This is a genomic window from Robinsoniella sp. (assembly GCF_034124845.1).
On sequence record NZ_JAWYAJ010000588.1, the window covers coordinates 1 to 8,152 of the forward strand.

The window sequence follows — 8,152 nt, forward strand, 5'->3', positions numbered from 1 at the left end:
CAAACTCCTTTTTATAACGCTGCTTGTGATGCATCTCTCCATTTTTCATTACAAAGTCAGGATGAAGATAAGGCAGGCTTCGATCCAATACGTTTTTTACAAAACAGCTGAATCCACCATAACAGCACTTACTGATGATCGTTATTTTTTCACTTTGCGAAATCAGATAACCCATATCACCATAGGCATCGCTGCGTATCATGCAGGTGCCTGGTGTCTTTAACCAGCAGCCAAAGCAGCCAATGCATGGATGGATACCGGGGTCTTCTCCTATAACCAGGGTATCTTTGCCTGGATCTGGCATAAGTTTATGAAATTCTTCTTTTGGCAGATCATGAATGATAAGTTTCATTTATTTAAGCCTCCTTTCTAGACTGGTCTAAAAATGCCCGGAATGCCGCGTCAGTCAATTGGTGTATATCCTCATTTGGAATATCAGCGGCTCCGGTTGCGATCATGGAAGCAATTCCATGGGTATAGAGCATCATGTTCAGATAGATTTTCTTCGATTCTTCCCCACTCAAATTAAGGGTGTTCATAATGGATTCCGTAACATCATCTCTGGTACACTGCCGGATAATATCTTCGAAACTGGCAGCTTTCATATATTCTGAAAGATACAGAAAACGAAATAGATACTTCTCATCTTTTGCAAAACCGATATGGCACTTGCCAATTGATTCAAAGTAGCATTCCTGTGATGCATTTTTTTCAATATATTTGCTTAAAAACTGCTGGGTATAGGCAAACAATTCCTGCATAAGTTCAGTCATATTCTCATAATAACTGTAAATTGGCTGTACAGAGCAGCCTGTGGATTTGGCTACGCTTCGTGCATTCACCGCCTCATGACCGCTAAAGCGCAGCAACTCAAAAGCGGAATCCAAAATGATTTGTTTGGTTATTTTTTGTTTAGGCATACGACTCCTTTGAAATAACATTCGTTATATAACTATTGTTATTATAATGCGCAAATTAAATATTGTCTATAGAAAAGATGTTTGAATACAAAAAAGCAGAAGTTTCTTCATTGCTGAAATAACTTCTGCTTCCTTAATGGCATTCTTTTTATTTGTGATAGGGTTCATTTTGAATAATCCGGTAAGCACGATAAATCTGCTCTAATAGAATTACCCGCATCAGCTGATGAGGAAAGGTCATATCTGAAAAACTGATCAGGCGGTCCGCTCTTTTTAATACCCGTTCATCCAGCCCCAGAGATCCGCCGATAATAAACATCAGATGACTGTCACCGCCGATGCCAAGACGATTGATCGTGTCTGCAAAGTCTTCCGAGGACATTTTTTTACCCTGAATTGCCAGAGCAAATACATAAGAGTTGTCTTTGATGGTTTTTAAGATACGCTCGCCTTCCTTTGCTTTAATCTGCATCTCTTCTGCTTCACTTGCCCCATCCGGTGTCTTTTCGTCTGCCAGTTCCAGGATCTCCAGCTTGCAGTACCGGCTGAGGCGTTTGGCATATTCCTTTATGGCATCTGTGAAATATTTTTCTTTTATTTTGCCTACGGTAATTAATGTGATTTTCATCGAGGATTAAAAGTCCAGGCAGGCACGGTTACAGGTTACGCTTCTGACAAATTTACCGGCTTCCACGTGTGCAGGATGAACGGTATAATTATTCAGTGCTTCCACGCTTTCATATTCCCCGATCAGGGCGATGTCACGGTTGCTGCTGTCAAGTTCATTCAGAACTACCTGCAACGAAATAACGCCTGGTATTACGTCTTTCAGGGGTTCCAGGATAGACTTCATTTTCATTCCCGCTTCTTTTTTTTCTTCTGTTGTCATCGTTTCTACAAAATTCCAAAGTACAATGTGTTTTACCATAATGAATGCTCCTTTTTCTTATACATGTTATTTATATCGCCAGTACAACACTGGGTAATTATCGAAATCCCTCACTTACATAATCAGTGAGGGTTTCTTTGATTAAAGAAAAGAGGGGGAAGGGTACTGGTAACCGCTTCCGCCCTCTTACTATAAGTCAAAAACCCCGCGGCAAGCAACGGGGTTTTTGTTCTCCGCTTGGTACGTTGCTCACGGGAATAAAAATGAATGGATTTCACCTTATCTGTTCTTTAAGAATTCATCAATTCCTTTTGCTGCTGCTTTTCCGGCACCCATAGCAAGGATAACGGTAGCGGCACCTGTCACTGCATCTCCGCCTGCATAAACGCCGTCTTTGCTGGTCTTACCTGTGTCTTCATCAGCGATAATACATTTACGTTTATTAATATCCAGACCGATGGTTGTGGAAGAAATCAATGGGTTTGGAGAAGTTCCAAGGGACATGATAACGGTATCCAGTTCTAATTCAAACTCTGATCCCGGAATCTCTACCGGACGTCTTCTTCCGGATGCATCCGGTTCACCGAGTTCCATGCGGATACATTTCATGCCTTTGACAGCATCGTTTTCATCTACCAGAATCTCAATTGGATTGGTTAATAAATCAAAGATGATGCCTTCTTCTTTTGCATGATGTACTTCCTCCACTCTGGCTGGAAGTTCGGCTTCACTTCTGCGGTATACGATATGTACTTCTGCACCCAGACGCAGAGCTGTTCTGGCTGCATCCATGGCAACGTTTCCGCCGCCTACTACCGCAACTTTTTTACCACGTGCGATAGGTGTGTCATAATCTTCACGGAATGCTTTCATCAGGTTATTTCTGGTCAGGTATTCATTTGCGGAGAATACGCCGTTTGCATTTTCTCCCGGAATGCCCATGAACATTGGAAGACCTGCTCCGGATCCGATAAATACGGCTTCAAATCCTTCTTCATTCATCAGTTCATCAATGGTTGTGGATTTTCCGATAATAACGTTGGTTTCCAGCTTTACGCCCAGAGATTTTACGTTTTCCACTTCTTTTGCAACTACATCTAATTTGGGAAGACGGAATTCCGGAATACCATATACCAATACTCCGCCAGGCTCATGAAGAGCTTCAAAAATGGTAACATCATATCCCATTTTTGCAAGGTCACCGGCACAGGTAAGTCCTGCAGGGCCGGAACCGATTACTGCTACTTTATGTCCATTGGAAGATTCCGGTGCTGGAGGTTTAACATCGTTGTCCCGCGCCCAGTCAGCTACGAAACGTTCCAGTTTTCCGATGGAAACAGGTTCGCCTTTAATTCCACGGATACATTTTCCTTCACACTGGCTTTCCTGGGGGCATACACGACCGCAGATAGCAGGAAGGGAACTGGATTCGGAAATTACATTATAAGCTTCTTTGATGTCTCCTTCTTTTACTGCACTGATAAATCCCGGGATATTAATGGAAACAGGACAGCCGGTAATACATTTTGCATTTTTACAATTGATGCAGCGTACGGCTTCTTCCATTGCTTCTTCCTGGTTATATCCAAGACATACTTCTTCAAAATTCGCAGCTCTGACTTTCGGAGCCTGCTCTCTTACCGGAACCTTTTTTAATACGTCACCCATTATTTGTCACCTCCGCAATTTCCACATCCGCCATGATGTGTATCTCCTTCTTGCAATTTCAAAATTGCACGGCCTTCATCGGTTTTATACATCTGCTGTCTTTTCATGGCCTCATCGAAATTAATTAAGTGTCCGTCAAATTCAGGTCCGTCAACACATGCAAATTTAACTTCGCCGCCTACAGTTAAACGACAGGCGCCGCACATGCCGGTACCATCTACCATTATCGGATTCATGCTGACAACAGTGGGAAGACCCAGCTTCTTTGTAGTCAGACATGTAAATTTCATCATTATCATCGGACCGATTGCGATTACAACGTCATATTCTTTTCCTTCATTTTGAACAAGATCTTCAATGACTTTTGTAACCATACCGCTTCTGCCGTATGATCCATCATCAGTTGTGACATAGAGATTGCCTGCAACTGCTTCCATTTCTTTTTCCAGAATTAATAAATCTTTTGTTTTGGATCCCATTATAACATCTGCTGCGATACCCTGTTCATGCAGCCATTTTACCTGGGGATATACCGGAGCTGTACCAACACCGCCCGCTACGAATAAGATTTTTTTCTTTTTCACTTCTTCCAGGTCTTCTGTACAAAGTTCAGAAGGCTGTCCTAAAGGTCCTACAAAATCTCTGAAATAATCACCTGTCTGCAATTTTGAGAATTTTTCTGTGGAAGCACCTACGATCTGGAATACGATGGTAATTGTTCCTTCTTCTGCATCATAATCACAGATGGTAAGTGGAATCCGCTCCCCTTTTTCATCCTCTTTTGCGATGACAAATTGTCCTGGCAGACAATGTTTAGCAATTCTTGGTGCATCAACTACCATGAGAAAAATCTTGTCCGCAAGTTTTTCTGCTTTACGTATTTTGTACATAATCATCCTCCTATTTTTAACAGAGTCTTATAGGCTCTATTTTTTACCTCACTACTACTATAAAGCATACCTATCAAAAATTCAATATCAAATGTACTCGTCGATGTAATTTTCAAACTCTTCCATTGACATGATGACTTTTCTGGGCTTTGTGCCTTCTTCCTCACCGACAACCCCTGCATCTGCAAGCTGATCCATAATACGTGCGGCCCTGTTGAATCCGATCTTGAATACACGCTGCAACATCCCGATGGAAGCTTTATCTTTTTCAATAATAAATTTTCCTGCATCTGCAAAATAAGCATCTACTTCACTGCCGCCGGAAGAACTGTCGTTTACTGCCTGCTGTACTTTACTGATCTGCTCTTCTACTTCTTTATTATAATCGCCGCTCATATTCTTCTGAGCGAGGAATTCTACCACATCACCGACTTCGGAATCGGATACAAAAGCACCCTGTACACGGGCAGGTTTTTGATAGCCCTGAGGATAAAAGAGCATATCACCTTTACCAAGCAGCTTTTCGGCACCGTTCATATCAATAATCGTTCTGGAATCCACGCCGGAAGAAACGGAAAATGCAATTCGGGAAGGCATATTTGCTTTAATCAGACCCGTAATGACATTAACGGAAGGACGCTGGGTCGCAATAATCAAATGGATTCCGGCTGCTCGTGCAAGCTGTGCCAGACGGCAGATGGAATCCTCAACCTCTCCGGGGGCAACCATCATAAGGTCTGCAAGCTCGTCTACAATAATAATGATTTGCGGAAGCTTTTCCGGTTTGTTTTCGTCTTCTATATGGGCTACGGATTCAATTTTTGCATTATATCCTTTCAGATCACGGACATTGAGATCTGCAAATTTTTTGTAGCGCTCGGTCATTTCAGCAACACCCCAGTTCAAAGCGCCTGCCGCTTTTTTCGGGTCGGTGACAACCGGAATCATCAGATGTGGAATTCCGTTATAAACGCTTAATTCCACGACTTTTGGGTCAATCATAATTAGTTTGACATCTTCTGGTTTTGCCTTGTATAAAATACTCATGATAATGGTATTGATACAGACCGATTTACCGGATCCGGTTGCTCCTGCGATTAGTAGATGGGGCATCCTTGCAATATCCGTTACCACTACTTTTCCGGCAATATCCTTACCGGCAGCAAATGCCAGATTGGATGGATGGTTCTTAAAATCATCGGATTCCAAAAGTTCCCGCAACATAACCGCACTGTTTTCATGATTGGGAACTTCAATACCCACGGCTGATTTGCCGGGGATAGGAGCTTCTATTCGGATGTCGGCTGCTGCCAGATTTAATTTAATGTCATCTGCCAGATTTACGATACGGCTTACTTTTACACCCTGCTGAGGAGTCAGCTCGTATCTGGTTACAGATGGTCCGCAGCTTACATTGGTTACGGTGACATCAACGCCAAAGCTGTGAAGGGTTGTCTGAAGCTTAATGGCTGTTTCCCTTAATTCTTTGTCAGTATCGCCGTTTTTACCGCGTTTCGGTTTTTTCAGCAGATCAATGGATGGAAATACATATTCGGGCTTTACAACCTGCGCCGTAATCTCCATTTCCTGCTCTACGGATTGAATACCGGCTTCTACTTCTGCCGGAGAAGATTTGGGACTCTTATTTGCTTTAGATGGAGGAGCTGCATCGGGTAATTTCAGTTTGGGAACTGTAATATCCGGCATTTTTTCCTCTTCCATGGGATCCATAACCGGTGCTGATTCAAAAACAGGCTCCATAACAGGAACAGGTTCGTCTTTTACGTCAAAAATAGACTCGTCAATGACGGGCTCCATCTCTTTCTTTGCGGTGTCTGCCCTGCTCTGCTTAATCACAAAATCAATATCCGAAGCATCGTTATCCGGTTCTGTTTCCGGCAAGTCCGGCATGTCCGGCAGCGGATCGGAATCCATGATGGTAATACCGCTGTTTTCTTTGGAAGTCGCTGATGCTGCACCGTCATTGCGCTGGATGGTAAAGTCAATCTGTGCCATAGCAGGTGACGGGGGTACGGAAGGAATCACTTCATGTACTTCATCTAAGGTATTGTCACTGCCCTGTAAGGTTGTATCCATGCTGACGCCCGATATCTTTTTGCCCAGCCGGTTGCTTGATTTTGCATTTCGTTTTCGGCCGCCTGCTTCATCTCTGGGTTTAACTACTACTCCGGCAGTTTCCGCACGGATTTGATCCAGTACTTCTTTTAACTCCTGCTGTTTTTGCAGATCTCTCTGCATATCGCGCTGTTCTCTTTTCGCCGTAGAGATTTCTTTTCTTCTGGAAACGTCTTTTCTGGCGTTTTCATATACCCTGCTGGTTTTGTTTTTCATGCCTGCAAACAGGGAACGTTCGGTGATCAATACAATGCAGATAAGCATCATAATAATAATCAGTACATAGGCGCCCACAATACCCACTGTAGGGCAAAATGCCTTGCAGAGCAACCCGCCGGCAAGGCCGCCGCCGGTTTTATATTTGGAACTGAACTGGTAGAATTCCAGGATTTTTTTCTCCGGATCGTAACTGTTCACGATTAATTCGAAAATGGAACACAGGGAAATCAAAAATGCATATACCGCAACAGTCTTTCTCCATGCAGCAGTGTTTTGTTTATTGGAAATGATAAATGCGGTTGTAAAAAATAGAATAAATGGAACGATATACGCCATAAAACCAAACACACCAAAAAAAAGGGAACTGATTTTCTGGCCAAGAGACCCCCCAAGATTGAAATTACTGATTAAAATAATTACGGAAACTGCCAATATCGCCCACAATATAATTTCATCCCGAAGTATAGCACCTGGTTTGTTGTAAGACTGTTTTTTGGAAGTCTGTCTTTTGTTTTTTGTCTGTGGTTTTCTTCCGTTTGTCTTCTTCGCCGTACTGGTTTTTCGGGCGGTGCTGACTTTCTTCGTTCCGTTACTGGTTCTTTGCGAATTCGCAGTCATGAATCTGTCTCTCCTTACTTAAAATACAAAATGTGCAACAATTGCAAATATTCCTATTGCAAAGCAATAGAATGCAAATCCCTTAAATTTCTTCTTACGTACTACTACAAGCATGGTCTTCATACAGACGTAGCCTACTACTCCGGCAACGATTGCCCCAACCAGGTAAATACCAAACTGGGGAAAAGTGATCGTCTCTTTACCGATATCTTTTAGTTCCAGAACTGCGGCCCCTAAAATAGCCGGGATTGACATAATGAAGGAATACTTTACAGCAAATCTACGGTCAAACCCGCTTAAAAGACAAGCTGCAATGGTGGTTCCGGATCGGGAAAGACCGGGAAGGGTTGCGATTCCCTGGCAGATACCGATAATAAATCCATTGGAGTAGGAAACTGTTTTTGGAATCTTGTGTCCGTCTTCGGAAATATCGGATACCAGCAAAAGAACTCCGGTAAGCAGCAGGCAGACACCGGGAATAACCAGGGTCATGCTCGCTGCTGCAACCAGACTTTTCGCAGCGTAGCCTATAATTCCGGTAGGAATCGTAGATACGATTACAAGCAAAACAAATTTGCGATAATTGTTATGTACTACCTTTTTGTAGCGAAGTGCATCATCGTGTTTCCGGTTGTGCAGAAAGGTTTTCCCATTTTGGAAGGAATCCATGCACATGCGGATTGCTTCTATAATCATGCGCAGAATGTCTTTTCGATAGACAATGAAAACTGCGGCTAAGGTACCTACGTGAAGTAAAATATCAAACAACATTCCCCCATCAGTTTTAATGTGGAATACGTTTTGTAGAATAG

The 8,152-nt window shown here is 42.8% G+C and carries 8 protein-coding genes; all 8 read right to left on the minus strand.

What is annotated here, in order from left to right:
• Positions 1 to 352 (minus strand): flavodoxin family protein (locus ACH2DQ_RS28970; protein WP_395028808.1); only part of this gene is annotated, 352 nt, incomplete at its 3' end.
• Between the two features lie 4 nt (positions 353 to 356).
• Positions 357 to 920, minus strand: coding sequence for a TetR/AcrR family transcriptional regulator (locus tag ACH2DQ_RS28975; RefSeq protein WP_394911306.1), 564 nt, complete (start codon positions 918 to 920; stop codon positions 357 to 359).
• Between the two features lie 148 nt (positions 921 to 1,068).
• Positions 1,069 to 1,548, minus strand: coding sequence for a 23S rRNA (pseudouridine(1915)-N(3))-methyltransferase RlmH (gene rlmH / locus ACH2DQ_RS28980; protein ID WP_394911307.1), 480 nt, complete (start codon positions 1,546 to 1,548; stop codon positions 1,069 to 1,071).
• 6 nt (positions 1,549 to 1,554) lie between these two features.
• Positions 1,555 to 1,848, minus strand: a complete 294-nt coding sequence (locus tag ACH2DQ_RS28985) for a Dabb family protein (RefSeq protein ID WP_394911308.1) — start codon at positions 1,846 to 1,848, stop codon at positions 1,555 to 1,557.
• A 240-nt stretch (positions 1,849 to 2,088) separates the two neighbouring features.
• Entirely contained in the window at positions 2,089 to 3,477 is a 1,389-nt protein-coding gene (gene gltA, locus ACH2DQ_RS28990; RefSeq protein ID WP_394911309.1) for an NADPH-dependent glutamate synthase, read from the minus strand.
• Positions 3,477 to 4,367: a sulfide/dihydroorotate dehydrogenase-like FAD/NAD-binding protein gene (locus ACH2DQ_RS28995; protein WP_394911310.1), complete on the minus strand. Its 891-nt coding sequence runs from the start codon at positions 4,365 to 4,367 to the stop codon at positions 3,477 to 3,479. The genes gltA and ACH2DQ_RS28995 overlap by 1 nt, the downstream gene beginning before the upstream one ends.
• Before the next feature lie 87 nt (positions 4,368 to 4,454).
• Positions 4,455 to 7,340: a DNA translocase FtsK 4TM domain-containing protein gene (locus tag ACH2DQ_RS29000; RefSeq protein WP_394911311.1), complete on the minus strand. Its 2,886-nt coding sequence runs from the start codon at positions 7,338 to 7,340 to the stop codon at positions 4,455 to 4,457.
• A gap of 18 nt (positions 7,341 to 7,358) precedes the next feature.
• On the minus strand, positions 7,359 to 8,152 hold a 794-nt coding region (locus ACH2DQ_RS29005; RefSeq protein WP_395028810.1), incomplete at its 5' end, for an undecaprenyl-diphosphate phosphatase.